Below are 17132 nucleotides of genomic sequence, written 5' to 3' on the forward strand. Positions count from 1 at the left end.
CGACCGCGATCGATACTGACCGAGCGACGGTTCCCGGTGGGGGAGTCGCCCCTCCACCGATCGTTTCGCTTCGGACGGCCGTTCCGCGCCCGTCATCGCTTCGGTAGCGTTTTGGCGCCCCTTCCACTCAGTCGACGTATGACCGACACTGCGTATCCGCCGATCAGCGAGCAACTCGACGACCTCGAGTCCGCGCGCGAGGAGGGCCGTCGCAAGATGGACTGGGCCGCCCAGCACATGCCCATCCTCGAGTCCGTCCGCGAGGAGTTCGTCGCCGACCAGCCCTTCGAGGGCGAGCGCATCGGGATGGCGATGCACGTCGAAGCGAAGACCGCGATGCTCGTCGAGACGCTCGCGGAGGGCGGCGCCGAGGTCGCAGTCACGGGCTGCAACCCGCTCTCGACTCACGACGACGTCTCCGCCGCGCTCGACACCCACGAGAACATCACCAGCTACGCGAAACGCGGCGTCGACGACGAGGAGTACTACGCCGCTATCGAGGCCGTCATCGCCCACGAGCCGACGATCACGGTCGACGACGGGATGGACCTCGTCGCCGCGATTCACGAGGACTACCCCGAACTGATCGACGGCATCGTTGGCGGCGCCGAGGAGACGACCACCGGGGTCCACCGCCTGCGCGCGATGGACGCCGACGGCGCGCTCGAGTATCCCGTCTTCGCGGTCAACGACACGCCGATGAAGCGGCTGTTCGACAACGTCCACGGCACCGGCGAGTCCTCGCTTGCCTCGATCGCCATGACCACGAACCTCTCGTGGGCCGGCAAGAACGTCGTCGTCGCCGGCTACGGCTACTGTGGGAAGGGCGTCGCGAAGAAGGCCGCCGGCCAGAACGCGAACGTCATCGTCACCGAGGTCGAGCCCCGACGCGCCCTCGAGGCCCACATGGAGGGCTACGAGGTCATGCCGATGGCCGAGGCCGCCGAGGTCGGCGACGTCTTCCTGACGACCACCGGGAATCGGGACGTCATCGTCGAGGAGCACTTCGAGAAGATGCAGGACGGCGTCCTGCTGGCCAACGCGGGCCACTTCGACATCGAGATCGATCTCGAGGCGCTCGACGACCTCGCGGTCGACCGCTTCGAGGCCCGCGACGGCGTCGAGGCCTACGAACTCGAGGACGGACGCAAACTGAACGTCATCGCCGAGGGTCGACTCGTCAACCTCGCCGCGCCCGTCTCGCTGGGCCACCCCGTCGAAGTGATGGACCAGAGCTTCGGAATTCAGGCCGTCTGCGTCCGCGAGATGCTCGAGAACGGCGACGCCTACGACGCGGGCGTCCACGACGTGCCCGACGAACTCGACAAGGAGATCGCCGAGATCAAACTCGAGGCCGAGGGCGTCGACCACGACTCGCTGACCGACACCCAGCGCGAGTACATGGACTCCTGGGACCACGGAACGTAAGCAGACGCCGAGCGAGAAGTCGTCCGCCGAATCAGGCCGAATCGTTCGTCGCCGCTCCGCGCTCGGCGTCGAGCGGTTCGACCACGAACACCAGTCCCCCGTTCTCGGGACCGCCCAGCCGGACCCGAACCGGAACCGTCTTCCCCGATTTTCGACGGCCGGTACAGCTCCCGGTCCAGCGCCAGCCGTCCGCGACCGTCGGTATCGCGGCCGTCTCGAGGCGATCGACGCTGTCGTCGGTAAACAGCGTCCGCCACGGCCGTCCGGCGAGGTCGTCCCGACCGTAGCCGAACTGCATCGCGAACCCCCGGTTCGCGAACTGGACGGTGCCGTCGGGTGCGACGATGGCGATCGCGTCCCCGGCGAGTTCGATGCCGGCCAGCGAGCGCTGAGTGAGTCCGGTGAGTCGCCGCCGCTTGACGAGCGACCGAATCCGTCGGCGCAGCCGTTCGCCGTCCTCGATTGCCGCCGCGCGGTCCACCCAGTCGAGCCAGCCGTGGGACCGTACCCCGTCGCCGACCGTCGCTCCCTCGTCGACGAGCAGGACGACCGGGAGGTCGATCGTCCCCTCGGTGACCCGCTCGAGGAGGCCGGTTCCGTTTTCCGGCGGGTAGGCGCCGACGAAACAGTCGACGTCGTCGAGCTCCGGGAGGGCGTCCGCGACCGACGGCGCGGTCCGAACCGCGATCTGATCGTCGTCGTCGACGGCGGCTTCGACCTGCTCGGTGTGCCGTCGATCGCCGACGGCGAGGGCCGTAAGCTCACCGGCGATCGGCGACGGGTCCTCGAGGACGGGCGCGACTGTCGCTGGCGTCATCGGCGTTCCCCCGGCCGACCCGCGCTCGGCGGCGCGGTGCTGGAGGGGCCGGTCGCTCCCGTCGTCGTCCGACCGCCCCGCTTACGGGCGCTCATGGACCGTTCCGTCGACCAGAATGGTTCCGTCGCTTCGAACCTCGACGGTGTGGTCGCCGTAGCTGAACTGCACGCGCGCGGTCGCTGGTGTGTTCCCCTGAAAGAGCTGATCGAGCGCCTCGGGGTCGACGACGTGGTACAGCGGCTCGAGTTCGACGGGATCGGTGTCGGTAGCGTCGGCGAGGGCCTCGATCACTGAGAGACTGAGCGAATCGTTGTGGTAGTCGAGCGTCGTTTCGGGCATGTTATTCGTTCGAAGGCCAGCGGTGGCTATCCGGCTATCCATTATACACGTAAACCCGTCGCGATCGACACACTACACATATAGAAGGCCGATCGGATCGGCCGAGTCGACCCGCTCGAGGGGCCGTCCCATCGGCCGGCCGGTCGATCCGATCGCGAGCCGTCGTCGTTCCTGAGTTGCCGGACAGCCGCTATGGATAGTAGTCGAACGATAAATTTCGCCCACGAATGGGCGATAATATCCACGCAGATCATGTACGGTCCTCACATACGTCGGTCATGGTCAGTCGTTCGTCACGCAGCGCCACCCTCGACGGGTCTCTCGGCCGGCGGCGGTCGCCAGGCTTCCTCGGGGTAATTCTCGTCGGTACGCTACTCCTCTGTCTCGGACCGCAACTCCACGGCTCGTCGATCGTCCCGCTCCCGTTCATCCTCGGGTTGGCCGCTCGCGGCGGCGCCGACCGGGAACCCACACTCGAGCGCCTCGCGGGCGAGCTCGAGACGTTCGTCTCGCGGGTTCGCGACGGCGAGGTCAACGAGGCGATCGCCGATCCCGACGCGGACGCCGAAGGCGTCGACTTCGAACTCGACCGCGACGACGCCCTCGGTCGGCTCTCGACGGCGATCGACGAGCTGACAACGGCGGTCCGGGAGCGAGAACGCCGGTTCGGGGAGCGCGAACGAGAACTCCGGGAGACGAACGAGCGCCTCGAGGCGGTGATCGAGGCCTCGCCGGCGGCGCTGGTCGCGCTCGATACCGACGAGACGGTGACGCTGTGGAACCCCGCCGCCAAGCGCATCTTCGGCTGGAGCGAGGCGGAGGTGCTCGGCGAATCGCTGCCGTTCGTTCCGGACGACCGGGCCGAAGGCCACCGCGAGATCTTCGACCGACTGTTCGAGGGCGAGTCGATCGCCGGGCTCGAGACCCAGCGGGTGACGAAGGCCGGCGAGCGGATCGACGTGAGTATCTCCGCCGCCCCGATCTACGGCGCCGACGGCGAGATCGTCGGCACGATGGGCGCGATCGAGGACATCACCGACCGCAAGGAACGGGAACGCCGACTGGAGGCGACGAGCGCGCGCCTCGAGGCGCTGTTCGAGCGCTCGCCGGACATGATCGACGTGCTCGATACCGAGGGCGCGATAGTCGGGGCGAATCAGCGGCTCTGCGACAAACTGGGATACACCGAGTCGGAACTGGTCGGCACGAAGATCTGGGAGCACGCGAAACTGTTCGACGCCGGCGAGGTCACGGCGCTGCTCGACGACGTCGAGACGGGCGAGCGACGTAAGTTCGAGGATCGATACCGGCGCCACGACGGAACGACGTTCCCAGTCGAGGTCCACCTGATTCGACTTGATCTCGCCGAGGAGAACCGCTTTCTGGCGATCAGTCGTGACATCTCGGACCGAAAAGCACGCGAGCGGGACCTCCGGGAGACGAAACGACGGCTGGAACTCGCGCTGGAGGGGACGAACACGGGCGTCTGGGAGTGGCGCCTCGACAGCGACAACGTGAGCTGGGACGAGACGTCGGAGGCGTTTATCGGCCTTGAAGCGGGCGAGCTCGAGGAGAGCTACGAGGCCTTCAGGCAGCGCGTCCACCCGGACGATTGGCCCCGCGTCGCGGCGGCGCTCGAGCGGGCGGTCGACGGCGACGAGCTGTATCAGGCGGAGTTCCGGATGCGACACGAGGGAGGGGACTGGCGCTGGTTCGAGTCCCGCGGTCGGGTCGTCGACGACGACGGGGTGACGCGCCTCGTCGGGACTCGCAACGATATCACCGACCGCAAGGAGCGCGAACGGGAGCTCGAGCGGTACAGGGAGTACACCGACGACCTCCTCGACGCCGTCGACGACGTGTTCTACGTCCTCGACGCGGACGGCGACCTCCAGCGGTGGAACGAGAGCCTCTCCGCGGTGACCGGCTACGCGGACGCCGAGATCGAGTCGATGGACGCGCTCGATTTCTTCGCCGAGGCGGACCGCGCGACGATCGCCGACGCCATCGCGGAGGTGCTGGAGACCGGTTCGACGCGGGTCGAGGCACCGATCCAGACCGTCGACGGGGAGACGATCCCCTACGAGTTCGTCGCGACGAGACTCGAGGATCTGGACGGCAACACCGTCGTGACCGGGATCGCCCGCGACATCTCCGAGCGGAAACGGTACGAGCGCGACCTCGAGCGGACGACCGAACTGCTCGAGCAGGCCCAGCGACTGGCGTCGGTGGGCGGCTGGGAACTCGATGTCCGCGAGGAGCCCTTCGAGGCGATGGCCTCCGACGAGTTCTACCGGCAACTCGGCCTCGAGCCGGGGACGACGCTGACGCCGGCCGACGCGATCGAACGGTTCCATCCCGACGACCGGCCGGCGCTACGGGCCGTGATCGAGGCCGCGATCGAGGACGGCGAGAGCTACGATCTCGAGGCGCGAGTGCGACTGGACGACGGCGAGGAGCGGTGGGTTCGTGCGATCGGCGAACCCGTTCGCGACGGCGCCGACGAGATCGTCGCCGTCAGGGGATCGATGCAGGACGTCACGGAGGGGAAGGCCCGAGAACGAGACCTCGAACGAACGACGCGACTGCTCGAGCAGTCCCAGCGACTGTCCAACGTCGGCGCCTGGGAGCTCGACGTCCGCGAGGAATCGCCCACCGTCCAGTGGACCGACGAAGTGGCCCGGATCCACGGGCTCTCGCCGGAAGCCGACGTCGACCTCGAACACGCGGTGGAGTTCTACCATCCGGAGGATAGAGACGAGGTTCGGGCGGCTATCGAGCGGGCGATCGAGCGCGGCGAGAGCTACGACCTCGAGGCCCGGATCGAACCGGCCGACGACTCCGATCGGCGCTGGGTTCGGACGATCGGCGAACCCGTCTCCGAGGACGGACGGGTCGTCAAACTCTACGGATCGCTGCAGGACGTTACCGACCGTAAGGAGCGCGAACGGGACCTACAACGATACGAGACGATCATTCAGGCGATCGGCGACCCGGTCTACACGCTCGACGAATCGGGGAGGGTTCAGTTCGTTAACGACGCCATCGAGACGCTCGCGGGATACGATCCCGACGCGTTGATCGGTGACGACGTCTCGGAGCTCCTGCCGCCCCCGGACCTCGAGCGGGCCCGCGAGCAGGTGCGCGAGCTGCTCCGGGAGGACGAACCGTACGGGACCGTCGAGACGAACTTCGCCACGGCCGACGGCGACGTGATCGAGACGGAAACGCACGTCGCCCTGTTGCCGATGGACGACGGCGAGTTCGCGGGCACGGCGGGGGTCGTCCGCGACATCACCGAGCGCAAGGAACGCGAGCGCGAACTCGAGCGCTACGAGACGATCATTCAGGCGATCGGCGATCCGGTCTACACGCTCGACGCGTCGGGGACGTTCCGGTTCGTCAACGACGCGATCGAGTCGCTCTCGGGGCACGATCCCGAGACGTTGATCGGGGCGGACGTCGCGACCGTGATGTCCCCCGAGAACCTCGAGACCGCCCGGGAACTAGTCCGGGAACTGCTCCGGGAGGGAAAGCCCTACGAGACCTTCGAGATGGATCTCGAGACCGCCGACGGCGACGTGATCGAGGCGGAAAACCACATGGCGCTGTTGCCGTCCGAGGACGGCGAGTTCGCGGGCACGGCGGGGGTCGTCCGCGACATCACCGAGCGCAAGGAACGCGAGCGCGAACTCGAACGGACGACCGAACTGCTCGAGCAGGCCCAGCGGATCGCCGGCGTCGGCGGCTGGGAACTCGACGTGACGACCGAGCCCTACGAGCTGACGCTGACGCCGCAACTCGAGCGACTGTTCGGTCGGGTGGGTCGAGCGGAAACGCTAGACGTGGAAGACGCGGTCGAACTCTACCACCCCGACGATCGGTCGCGGGTCCTGTCGGCCGTCGATGACGCGGTCGAACACGGCGAGAGCTACGATCTCGAGGTGCGGATGCACACGCCCGACGACGAGATACAGTGGGTGCGGACGATCGGCGAACCCATCGCTGACGACGGCGAGGTCGTCGCCGTCCGCGGCTCGATTCAGGACATTACCGACCGCAAGCGACGCGAACGCGAACTCGAGCGAACGACGGACCTACTCGAGCGGGTCCAGCGGATGGCGTCGATCGGCGGCTGGGAAGTGAACGTCCGAGCCGACCCGTCGACGTCGACCTGGACCGACGAGATGTATCGGCTCCACGACCTCCCGTCCGACGTCACGCCCGACCTCGAGCAGACGATCGAGTGTTACCATCCCGACGATCGAGCGTTCGTCCGCGAGCAAATCGAGGCGGCCATCGAGACGGAGACGGGGTACGATCTCGAGGCCCGGATTCGGACCAGCGAAGGCGAGATCAGGTGGGTTCGTGCGATCAGCGAACCGATCCGAGACGAGGCCGGCGAGCTCCACAAGTACCGGGGCACGGTCCAGGACATCTCCGACCGCAAGCGCCGGGAGCTGGCCCTCGAGTCGCTCCACGAGACCGCTCGGGGACTACTCAACGCCGAGACGGAGTCGACGGTCGCCGATCTGGTCGTCGATACGGCCGCCGACCTGCTCGAGACCGGCGACGTCGGCGCCGGCGTCTACCTGCTCGACTCCGAGACCAACCGGTTCGAACCGGTCTCGTCGACGGCCAACTTCGCCGATCGGTCCGGCGGCGCACCGTCCGTCGCGGTCGGTGACGGCGACTCCGTGCTCTGGACGACCTACGTGACGGGCACCCAGACCGTCGTCGACGACGCCGAGATCGGCGATCGATCGCCGCTGTTCGGCGGCGACGCCCCCGGCGGACTGCTCGTTCCGATCGGCGACTACGGCGTCTTCGTCCTGCTGGCCTCGCCCGCGACGATCGACGACGAAACCCGCCGGCTGTTCGAGACGCTCGTCGCGACCACCGAAGCGGCCTTCGACCGCCTCGAGAGCGAGGCGAACCTCCGGGAGCGCGACGCGGAGCTGGCGGCCCAGAACCGGCGGTTGCGCCGGCAGATCCAGATCACGGAGATCATTCGCGGGATCGACCGGTCGCTCATCGGCGCCGACGGCCGCGACGAGATCGAGCGGACCGTCCCCGAGCGACTCGTCGCGGCCGACAACGTCTCTTTCGCCTGGATCGGCGACCTCGACGCGAGCGGCTCGACCCTCGAGGCGCGCACCTGGGCCGGCGACGAACCGGAGTATCTGGACGCGGTCGATTTCGGTCTCGAGGGCGAGTCTCAGGAGCCCGCGGTCCGAGCCGCCCGGACGGGATCGCCGACGGTCGTCGAGAACGTCGTCGAGGACTTCCAGGGGGAGGCGTGGCGAACGAACGCCCTCGACGCAGGCTTCCAGTCGGCCATCGCCGTCCCGCTCACGTTCGAGGAGTACAGCTACGGCGTCCTGACGGTCTACGCCGACGAACCCGACGCGTTCACCGACTTAGAGCGCTCGGTGTTCGCCGAACTCGGCGAGGGGATCGCGAGCGCGATCAACGCGGCCCAGACCCGGGAAGCCCTCCACGCCGAGACGCTCGTCGAACTGACCCTCGACCTCGAGACCGACGACGTCCTGTCGCGGATCGCGACGGCGACCGGCGCCGCGGTCACCTACGAGGGTCTGGGCACTCACGGCGAGTCGGAGGCCGTCATCTTCTTCGAGACTCGAGGGGCGTCGGCCGAGGCCGTCCGCGACGTGCTCGACGACCTCGTTTCCGTGACGTCCGCGCGCCTCGTCACCGAATCCGACTCGCGCTGTCTGTTCGAGGCGACCGTCACGGGCGACGTCCTCGCCACGCGGCTGGTCCGCCACGGCGGGAGTCCGCGGTCGATCGCGGTCGACGAGGGCCGGACCGAGGTCACCGTCGACGTCCCCGTGACGACCGACGTTCGCGAGTTCGTCGAGATGCTACGGGATCAGTATGAGCGCGTCGACCTCCGATCTCGCCGGCACGTCCAGCGGACGATGCACACCCGCCAGGAGCTGGTGACGTCGCTATTCGAGGACCTGACCGACCGTCAGCTCGAGGTGCTTCGGACGGCGTATCTGGCCGGCTTCTTCGAGTGGCCCCGCGAGAGCACCGGCGAGGAGATCGCCGAGATGCTCGAGGTGACCCAGCCGACGGTCAACCGTCACCTCCGGATCGGCCAGCAGCGGCTGCTGGAGCGCCTGTTCGACGACGAGACGCTCTCGGTCGCCGACGGCTCCTGAACCGCCGAGGTCTCGTCGGCGCCTCGACTCTCCTCGAGAGAGGAACGCCCAAGGATCCGGCCGCCGTACGCTCCGGTATGGAGACATCACAACGGCACCGCGAGCGGACGGACGGGCCACTTCGCTCGACGCTCGTGGCCATCGGACTGACGGTCTTCGGCGTCCTCGTGGCCCCCAACTTCACGACGCTGCCGGCGTTTCTGCTCGACCCCGCGTTGATCAGTTCGCCGACGGAAGCGTCGGTCACCGCCAGAGCGGCGCTGCTCTCGCTCAACTTCGTCGGGATCGCGCTGGCCGGTGCCATCTACCTCGCCGTCACCGATCGCGGCTGGTCGTACGTCGACCTCCGGATGCCGACGAAACAGGGCTGGATCTACGCCATCGCGGGCGTCGTCGGCATCCTCGTGTTTTACGTCCTCGTGGCCGTCGTCGTCTCGATGCTCTCCTTGCCCTCCTCGGAAAACAACGTGATGACCTACATCGGCGACGATCCGACGATGGTCCTGATCATGATCGGCGTCGTCTTCTTCTTCAACGCGCCGGCCGAAGAGTTCCTCTTCCGGAACGTGGTTCAAAAGCGACTCTACGAGGCGTTCAGCCGCACCCACGCGATCGTCATCGCCAGCGTCATCTTTGCGCTCGTTCACTTCGTCTCCTACGCCGTCCTCTCGGACTCGCTGCTCGCGACCATGGTCCCGATCGCGACCGTCTTCGGCGGCGGGCTCATCTTCGGTTACCTCTACGCGAAAAGCGAGAACCTCCTCGTGCCGATCCTCTCTCACGCCGTCTACAACGGGTTCCAGTTCGGGCTGGTCTACCTCGCTCTCGTCTACGATCTCGAGGGCGCGGAGCCGACCACCGAGGCCCTTCTCGATCTGGTGGCGACGATCGCGACCCTGCCGCTGTAACCGGGTGAACACTTTCACCGCGCCCTCCGTCCTTTTATTATCGCCCGCGGTCGAGAGGCCGGTATGTCTCAGGCGAAGGGCGACCGCCGCGAGCGGGAACTCGTCAACGAACTCGACGCGGCCGGCTTCGCGGTGATGCGCGCGCCCGCCAGCGGCTCCGCCACCGAACGCGAACTCCCGGATGTCCTCGCGGGCGACGGCGAAGTGTTCTACGCGATCGAAGCGAAATCCAGCGCCGGCGACCCCATCTATCTCACCGGCGAGGAGGTCGAGGCGCTGATCTTCTTCGCGCAGAATTTCGGCGCGAAACCCCGCATCGGCGTCCGCTTCGACCGCGAGGACTGGTACTTCTTCCACCCCGGCGATCTCCACGTCACCGACGGCGGCAACTACCGCGTCAAGAAAGAGACCGCCATCGCCGAGGGCACCGACTTCGACGAGTTCGTCGGCCGCTCCGAGAAGGTCACTCTCGAGGAGGTCGGCGACGGCGGCGACGGCCCCGACGAGGAGATCCTTCGCGTGCTCAACGCCGTCAAACAGGACGTCATGGACGTCGAGGAAGCCGCAGAACTGCTCGAGTAGGGTCTTCATCTCGAGCGCTATCGCCGCCCTCCGATCCCAACTAGTTGGGGTCAACCGACTTGCCGTTGATCGATCTACACTCCTCGACGGATGACCGATTCAACGACGGTCACGCGCGGAACGGCGGTCTGTGAGAACTGCGGCTCCGTGTTCGCGGTCCGCATCTGGCCGGACGGCCGGATTCGACCGATCGGGTCGCCGGCGAACTGTCCCTGCGGCGGAACCGAGTTCCGTCGGCTCTCGTGAGCGGGGCCGATTCCCGCGCTCGAGGTCGATCGTTGCCCTCGAGACGTCGCTATGGTCGTTCCTTCCGATCGGTTATTTTATAGATTGTATCGCGAATCTGTCCGTATGGTGACGAACTCCGGCTTGCTCTCGCCGATCGTTCGAGCGGGGGCGGCCGTCGTCTTCGCGCTCGTCGCGATAGCGGTCGCCGCGACCGTCTGGACGGTGACCTACCTCTCCTGGTGGCAGGCGATCGGCCTCGAGTCGGCGTCGTTCCCGGCGACCGTCGTCGCACTCGTTCCGCTGGCAGGCCTCGGCTACGTCGCCATCTCCACCGAAGGTGGGCCGACGCTGTCGACGGCCGCCTACGTCGGCTGTTTCGCGGCCGCGTCGGTCGCCTTCTTCGCCGCGGTCTGGACGATCGTCTTCCTGGTCGCGCTCTTGCCGCTCGGGGCCGCGACCGCGTCGACCGCGGCCGGCGGGACGACGCTGCTCCTGACGGTCGGCACAACGGCGACTGCGGCGGCGGCGATCGCCGCGGCGGGCCGTTCAGCCGACTGGGCGCTGCTCCTCCGGATGGCCGTCGCGGTGTTGCTGCTCGCCCTCGTGACGATCGGCTTTCTGGGCGTCATCTGGCTGCTCGTCGCCCTCGTCGCGGCGATCGCCGTCGGCCCCGTGCTGGGGCTGTACGTCGCCGGCGCGGCGACGCTCCTCGCGGCGGGACTGCTCGCCCGCCGGGAGTTCCGACAGGTCCGCTCGATCGAGGAGCGCCTCGACGCGACGCCGACGACGGCCGACGATCTGCCGGGGATCCACGCCGCGACGACGAAAGTCGCCGCGCAGTTGGGCGTCCCGAAACCGACGATCGCCGTCTCGGAGACGTACGCCCCCGAGGCGATGGTGGTGGGCTTTCGCCCCGACGAGAGTCACCTCGTGCTCTCCTACGGGGCCGTCACCGCGCTCTCGGAGGCCGAACTCGAGGCGGTGATCGCTCACGAACTCGCCCACGTGGCCAACCGGGACGCGATGGTGATGACGGCCGTCTCGACGCCGCTCGTACTGGCCGAAGGGCTGCGAGCGCGGGTGCGGACGGACACCTTCGAGGAGGACGAGGAGTGGCAACCGCCCGAGGAGCGGCCCGACGCCGACGCGGAGTGGGGTTCGGAAGAGATCTTCGGCCCGAACGACGAGTGGCGGATGGAGCCGCCGACCGAGACCGAGGAGGCGACCGACGAGCGCGACGACGACGACGGCTGGTTCGTCAGGATGACGCTATTCGTCATCGCGACCGTGACCTGGGTCGTCAGCCGCGCGATCGTCGCCGTCCTCTCGCGGAGCCGGGAGACGACCGCCGACCGGACCGCGGTCGCGGTGACCGGCTCGCCGGCCGCTCTCGCCGGCGCTCTGCGAACGCTCGACGATCGCATCGACCGGACGCCGACTCGCGACCTGCGCGAGGCCGCCGGCGCCTCCTCGCTGTCGATCCTGCCCCTCGAGCCGGTGACCGTCGATTCCGACGATCCGTCGCTGCTCGAGCGGCTTCGCGCGCGGCTGTTCTGGACCCATCCGCCGACCGAGCAGCGGCTGGCGGCACTCGAGAAACTGGAACGAGAACGGCGGTGAGCACCGAGGCCGCTGGTGGCTATTCGTACTCGCGTTCGCTCGGTCGTTTCCGTTCAGTTGGCTGCTCAGCGGTCTCTGCTTAGTCGTCCGCCGGAGCCGCCGCTGAGAGGACCTCAGGATCGACCGGCCCGCCGCGGACGATCGGCTCGAAGGCCTCGAGGACGTCCCGATCGCCGCCCGTGATTCCGCGAGCGGGCCGATCCTCGAGTTCGGTCGCGACGAACCGTTGCGCGATCAGCGCGAGCCGACCGCTCTCGGTGTTCTCGTCGCTCCCGTCACTCCTGTCTCCGTCGTCGGCCTCGAGGCTCGTCTGCGCCTGCTCGAGTAGCAACGCGGCGGTGAAGATGTCGAAAACGTAGTGGGCGAGGCACTTGGCCGATAACTGTGCGTACTCGCCGTCCTCGGTCGCCAGCGTCGCGAGGGCGGCCGCGAGCTCCTCGTACTCGGATTCGACGGTCTCGGCGGCGTCCGCGAGCGCCGGGTGGGAGACCGTTTCGAGCCGGTCTTCGATCGTCTCGAGCAGCGGTTCGTGGGCGTCTTCGCGCTCGAGCGCCCGGAGGACGTCCAGCGAGAGGACGTTCTCGGTCCCCTCCCAGATCGGCAGTACCTGCGCGTCCCGGAGCAGGCGATTCGTGACGAAGTCGTTCACGTAGCCGTTGCCGCCGTGGATTTCCATCGCGTACGAGGCGGTGTCGACGGCCATCCGGCCCGTTCGGAGTTTGGCGATCGGAGTGAGGAGTCGCATGAGCCGGTAGGCCTCGTCGGCGCTCTCGTCTGCAGTCGTGCTCGCAGCGTCCCCGTCCGCGCTCGCGGCGTCGTCGGAGCGGGCGCTCCGTTCCGCCCGCTCGCGCTCGGAGAGCAGCCGCGCCGCCTCGAACGTGAACGCCGTCGCGGCCTCGTGAGCGACGGTCATGTCCACGAGATCCGCGCGCATCAGCGGGTACCGGTCGATCGTGTCGCCGAAGGCCTCACGGTTGGCGGCGTAGATCGCGCTCTCGAGGGTCGCACGCCCCATCAGTCCGCAGGCCGCCGCGGCGTTCGAGAGCCGTTCGAGATTGAGCATCTCGGTCATCTGCGTGAAGCCCTTTTCCTCCTCGCCGACCAGGAACGCCTTCGCGCCGGTGAACTCGACTTCGCCGGTCGGGACCGCGGTGGTACCCAGTTTGTCCTTCAGCCGTCGGTACAGTTGGTCGTTGACGGCTTCGGGCTCGAGGGGCCCGTCCTCGAGGCGGTCGCCCTTCGTGTAGGGGCCGTCGGCGGGACGGGCGTCGGAGTCCGGATCGGAGTGCGGGACGAGGAACATCGAGAGGCCGGCGGTCCCCTCCGGTGCGTCCGGGGTCCGGGCGAGCGCGAGGGTCCCCTCGGCGTCGACGTTCGAACAGAACCACTTCTCGCCGGAGAGGCGCCAGTAGCCGGATTCTGGGTCGTACTCGGCGCGGGTCTCGTTGGCGCCGACGTCGCTGCCGCCCTGTTTTTCGGTGAGGAACATCGCGCCCTCGATCAGGTCGTCGTACTCGCGGCTCGTCAGGGCCTCGTAGTACTCGGCGAGGGAGCCGTCGTCGAACTTCTCTAAGACGAGCGCGGCGCCGGCGGTCATCGCGACTGGGCAGTCGAAGCCCACGTCGGCGTAGCTCAGCAGGTACTGCATCGCGAGGGTGTGGGCCAGCGGCATCGGCTCGTCGCGGTCGAGCGGCGCCTCGAACGCGTCGGCGACGATCCCCCGCTCGTAGGCCAGTCGATCGTTCTCGAACTGTTCGGCCGGATATCGGACGCGGTTCCAGACTTCGCCGTGGGCGTCGTAGGGCTCGAGTTCCGGCCCGTGGTCGTCGACGTAGTCGGCGTTGTCCGCGATCGTGCGGCCGACGACCGCGCCGAACTCGGCCAATCGCGGCTCGGCCCACTCGAACTCCTCGTTCGTGTAGAGCCGCCGGAGTTCGCGCTCGAGGGGTCGATCGAGGTCCCAGTAGTTGACCCCTCGTCCCTCCTCGAACCGGCCGTGATCGATTCCCGTACTCATACCGTGATGGTTGTTGACTATCAGCAATAAATCGGGCGAGAGTCAACTCGGTGTCGGTTTTCGAGTGTTTGTGACGACTGGAATTCGCGGCTCGTCGGATAGCCGCGCTTCGCACTGCCGTACGATGGAACGCGCTGGCGGCATCCCGAGCGAATGCGAGGGCGACTGACAGCGCGCGCCACGCACGGCGGCAGCTCGAGCAAGTGAGTCTGCGAGTCGCATACTGGTCCCCCGAAAAACGAATTCCGTCGCGTCCGTCGGTTAGTCGTTCACGCCGTCTTTTCGAGTCGAGTTCGCGGGAAGACGTAGACCTTCAGCGAGCCGGGGACGACGCCGTTCTTCGCGACGGTGGCGTGGGGGTAGACGGCGCCGACGACGGGGACGCCGTCGTCGTAGCGCTCGTTGGTCGCGTAGTCGGCGACGGTGGTGTTGCTCCCGCCGATCGTCACGGCGTCGGCCCGCAGGTCGGAGACGTCGACGACGGTGAGTCGGTCGTCGGTCTCGCGGTCGCGGACGGTATCGCCGGCGCGGAGCACGTGGGCCTCGCAGTAGAACGGTTCGCTGGCGTCTTCGTCGACGAAGACCGCGTCGCCGCAGTCGTGACACGCGACGGCGATCTCGCCCGGCGGCGGCGTTCGGCCGTGGGTGATCTCGATCGCCACGCGGCGGATGTGCTTGCAGCGGGCCTCTCGGAAGACGTGATCCGGACAGGTGCAGCGACCCGACTCGAGGTCGACGAGGTAGGTGTGGTCGCTGGCCGACTCGACCTCGTAGAGGCCGTCGCCCAGCGCCAGCACCGACATCGGTTCGGTGCGGGCGCGGCGCGAGCGCTCCTCGAGGTGGTCGCTGGACGGTACTGGCAGGGCCGTTTTCGGTGACGCTGTTGTGTTCATGGATGCGTCAAACTGATCGCTGGACTGGTCGGCTGGCTATTCGATATCGATAGGGGCTCGAGCGATATAACGAGCGCGCCGGCGGTTGCAGGTCGACGCTTTAAAAGAAGTCGACGCGGCCGACGCCCGTCCACCGGTTGCGAGCGGGACCGCGCCCTTCGAAGCGTTTTTGCCTCGGCCGCCGAAAGCTACGCACTAATGCTCGACCGCGAACAGATCATCGAAATCAGCGTCGCCGTCTCGATGGTCCTGCTGATGCTCGGCACTATGATTGCTATCGGGACCCAGTACGGCGGGTCCAGCGGGACGCTCTCCCCCGAAGGCGGCGAACTGCTCGTCGGTGCCATCACCGGCTTTATCCTCCTGATGCTCGCGGTCGGTATCGGCCTCGCCTACGTCCTAAACGACCCCGAAGACGGCCTCGAGGCCGACGACGAGACGGACGCCGACACCGGCAGCGCGATCTGACGGCGCCACAACACTTTTTTGCGGTTGTCGTGTTGACACGATATATGAGCAGTCCTACCGCTGATCCCGAATCGACGCGGTCTCGCTCGACGTGGACGGTGATCGCCGCTGTCATCGGGACCCTCGTGTTCGGGTCGGCGATAGTCGGTCTCTCGGCAGCGGTCCTCGAGGCGCCCGTCGCCGTCGGCGCGGTCGCGGTGCTGACGCTGCTCGCGGCCGCCTTCGCGTGGCGTCGCGCCGCGGCGTCCGGCGAGACCGCTGCCGACGGTGAGGGGAGTCGGGACGTCTGGAACGCGATCCCGTCCTGGCAGTATGACGGCCGGCACGCCGAATCCGGAGGTTTCACGCGCGGAGAACAGGAGAGCGCGCTCCGGGAGATTCAACAACAGGCCGACGACATCGAGAAGCGAGAGCGCAACTGACGGAGAATCAGTCGCCGCTGGCCGTCTCTTCTTCGCTCTCTCCCTCCCGCCAGTCTTCGATCTCATCGTCGTCGGCGTCGTCGATCCGCTCCTCGTAGTAGGCCATCGGATGCGGAATGCGCTCACACAGGTCGTCCTTGTTCACGCAGTCGCCGTAGGATTGCATCGTCGCACAGGAGGGCGGCGAGTACTCCGTCGGCGAGCTGTCGCCGCGGATGTGGTCGGTCTGGTAGCGGGTCATCTCCTCGCCGAACGACGAGTTGATCCGGTAGAGGTCGACGATTTCGTCGGTCGTCATCCCGATGCTCGTCAGGAAGGCGGTGATCGCAAAGCGGGAGTGGTGGGGCAGGTGTTCGCCCTTCTGGATGTCGTCGAGCAGGGCCTTCATACACGGCGGGAACAGGTCGGGGACGACGGTGTCGATGTCCTGGGTGAGCTCGAGGTCGGCGAGTACCTCGCGGATCTCGGCGGCCTCGTCCTCGAGGGCGGCGGCGATGACCTCGGGGACGTCGAAGGGGAGGCCGTCCTCGATGCGGCCCCGGATGGCCTCCCGGAGCAGGGTCAGGAGTTCGTCGTGGTCGACCGGCACCTCGCCGTCGGTCAGCGCGCGGTTGACCAGGTGCCACTCGTCGCCCCACAGGTCCTCGGCGAGGGGGAGGTAGGTGCCGACGTCGATCCGGTAGCCGTCGGCGGTCTCCCGGACCGCGCCGCCGAGGTCGAACTCCGCGAGGAGGGTCTCCAGATCCAGCCCGGTCGACTCGACGCTCTTCAGTTCCGTGGTGTCCTCGAAGTCGGCCGTGAAGCGATCGTAAGCGGTCGCGGCCTCGGCGCGGGCGTACTTGCGAACGAGGACGCGTTCTTCGACCATCGAGACGAGGACGCGCGCGACGGGGTAGGAGAGTAACTCGACGCGCGTGTCTCGCCGCGGCTCGCCCGTCTCGCCGTCCGCTATGGCCGCCACCACGCGCTCGCGGGCGCGGTCGACGACCGCCCGGTCCTGGTCGACGACGGTGGCCAGATCGACGGCCTCCGTCGCCACGGCGTCGCGAGCGGTCTCGAGGAACGGGTACCGGGCGTGCAGTCGCTGCATCGGTAATGGGATGTTACTGCGCGGGGTTAAAGCCGCTGATTGTTCGACGGGGTGTGGCCGGGAGTAAGCCGGGATTGGATCGCCGCTCGAGCGGCGACAGAAGCGGCCCTGACCGACGTTTTGGTTAGCGTT

At 67.7% G+C, this 17132-nt stretch carries 13 protein-coding genes; 8 read left to right on the forward strand and 5 right to left on the reverse strand.

The features are described 5' to 3' along the window. Nucleotides 1–138: 138 nt before the first annotated feature. Entirely contained in the window at nt 139–1428 is a 1290-nt protein-coding gene (locus HTUR_RS00730; RefSeq protein WP_012941379.1) for an adenosylhomocysteinase, read from the forward strand. Between the two features lie 31 nt (nt 1429–1459). On the opposite strand, the gene HTUR_RS00735 is transcribed toward HTUR_RS00730, so the two are convergent. Further along, nucleotides 1460–2245, reverse strand: a complete 786-nt coding sequence (locus HTUR_RS00735) for a PAS domain-containing protein (RefSeq protein ID WP_012941380.1) — start codon at nt 2243–2245, stop codon at nt 1460–1462. Between the two features lie 81 nt (nt 2246–2326). Then, the gene (locus HTUR_RS00740) at nt 2327–2584 is read right to left on the reverse strand and encodes a HalOD1 output domain-containing protein (protein WP_012941381.1); all 258 of its coding nucleotides are present in this window, start codon (nt 2582–2584) and stop codon (nt 2327–2329) included. Between the two features lie 278 nt (nt 2585–2862). Between HTUR_RS00740 and HTUR_RS00745 the strand changes: the two genes are divergently transcribed. The 5 genes from HTUR_RS00745 (at nt 2863) to HTUR_RS00760 (ending at nt 12110) form a co-directional block, all read left to right on the forward strand. Continuing rightward, a complete protein-coding gene (locus HTUR_RS00745; RefSeq protein WP_012941382.1) occupies nt 2863–8772 on the forward strand; it encodes a PAS domain S-box protein in 5910 nt (1969 codons plus the stop codon). 77 nt (nt 8773–8849) lie between these two features. Further along, a complete protein-coding gene (locus HTUR_RS00750) occupies nt 8850–9680 on the forward strand; it encodes a CPBP family intramembrane glutamic endopeptidase (protein ID WP_012941383.1) in 831 nt (276 codons plus the stop codon). Between the two features lie 63 nt (nt 9681–9743). Beyond that, the gene (gene hjc / locus HTUR_RS00755) at nt 9744–10262 is read left to right on the forward strand and encodes a Holliday junction resolvase Hjc (RefSeq protein ID WP_012941384.1); all 519 of its coding nucleotides are present in this window, start codon (nt 9744–9746) and stop codon (nt 10260–10262) included. A 90-nt stretch (nt 10263–10352) separates the two neighbouring features. After that, nucleotides 10353–10508, forward strand: coding sequence for a hypothetical protein (locus tag HTUR_RS27135; RefSeq protein WP_012941385.1), 156 nt, complete (start codon nt 10353–10355; stop codon nt 10506–10508). Between the two features lie 105 nt (nt 10509–10613). Next, on the forward strand, nt 10614–12110 hold the full coding sequence (locus HTUR_RS00760) for a M48 family metalloprotease (protein WP_012941386.1): 1497 nt from the start codon (nt 10614–10616) through the stop codon (nt 12108–12110). Nucleotides 12111–12189: 79 nt separating this feature from the next. Here the strand turns inward: HTUR_RS00760 and HTUR_RS00765 are convergent, their stop codons facing one another. Next, nucleotides 12190–14127 (reverse strand): acyl-CoA dehydrogenase family protein, encoded by a 1938-nt coding sequence (locus HTUR_RS00765; RefSeq protein ID WP_012941387.1) that lies wholly within the window; start codon nt 14125–14127, stop codon nt 12190–12192. Nucleotides 14128–14396: 269 nt separating this feature from the next. Beyond that, entirely contained in the window at nt 14397–15020 is a 624-nt protein-coding gene (locus tag HTUR_RS00770; RefSeq protein WP_012941388.1) for a hypothetical protein, read from the reverse strand. Between the two features lie 198 nt (nt 15021–15218). On the opposite strand from HTUR_RS00770, the gene HTUR_RS00775 reads away from it, so the two are divergent. Both HTUR_RS00775 and HTUR_RS00780 read left to right on the forward strand, forming a co-directional pair. After that, complete coding sequence (locus HTUR_RS00775; RefSeq protein WP_012941389.1) at nt 15219–15488, forward strand: DUF7472 family protein; 270 nt, start codon at nt 15219–15221, stop codon at nt 15486–15488. A gap of 44 nt (nt 15489–15532) precedes the next feature. Further along, nucleotides 15533–15910, forward strand: coding sequence for a hypothetical protein (locus HTUR_RS00780; protein WP_012941390.1), 378 nt, complete (start codon nt 15533–15535; stop codon nt 15908–15910). Between the two features lie 7 nt (nt 15911–15917). Here HTUR_RS00780 and priL read toward each other — a convergent pair whose 3' ends face one another. Next, nucleotides 15918–17000: a DNA primase regulatory subunit PriL gene (gene priL, locus HTUR_RS00785; protein ID WP_012941391.1), complete on the reverse strand. Its 1083-nt coding sequence runs from the start codon at nt 16998–17000 to the stop codon at nt 15918–15920. Between the last annotated feature and the right edge of the window lie 132 nt (nt 17001–17132).

Origin of the sequence: Haloterrigena turkmenica DSM 5511 (assembly GCF_000025325.1) — an archaeon.
Classification (GTDB): domain Archaea; phylum Halobacteriota; class Halobacteria; order Halobacteriales; family Natrialbaceae; genus Haloterrigena; species Haloterrigena turkmenica.